This is a genomic window from Gilvimarinus gilvus (assembly GCF_030518155.1).
In the GTDB taxonomy this organism is placed as follows: Bacteria; Pseudomonadota; Gammaproteobacteria; order Pseudomonadales; family Cellvibrionaceae; genus Gilvimarinus; species Gilvimarinus gilvus.
In genome coordinates, this window is the sequence record NZ_JAULRU010000286.1 from 1 (window position 1) to 398 (window position 398).

Genomic DNA, 398 nt, shown 5'->3' on the forward strand with positions numbered 1-398 from the left:
CGCCGCTCCTCGTCGAGATGATCGGCAGATACCTGCTGCACGTCGTGACCAGTGCGGCGCCGGAACAGAACGGCGAGAGCCATGCAGACCTCGATCAGCTTTACGTGGATCTCGTCGCGGTCGTGGATCTTGACGCCCTCCCCGACCACCTCGACCGCATCGGCAACGCTTTCAAAGCACATCATCAGCAACGCGGCGTCGGCGAACTTCTCGAAGAACTCTTCGTTGATGACAACGGCTTCTGGAGCCTGGGCGAACTCGATCACCTTGCTCATTGGGCACGCTCCAGCGCATTCACAGCACGCTCCATACGAGCCTGGGCATTGCTCAGCACTCGACGGGCCTTGGCGCGACGGTCATTAGCCGCAGCAGTGAAAAGACGAACCCCTTCCCACGCG

1 protein-coding gene is annotated in these 398 nt (G+C 61.1%); it reads right to left on the reverse strand.

Annotated elements, in window-relative coordinates; genetic code table 11:
- Positions 1-275: hypothetical protein (locus QWI17_RS04835; RefSeq protein ID WP_302721384.1), on the reverse strand; the 275-nt coding region annotated here is incomplete at its 3' end.
- Between the last annotated feature and the right edge of the window lie 123 nt (positions 276-398).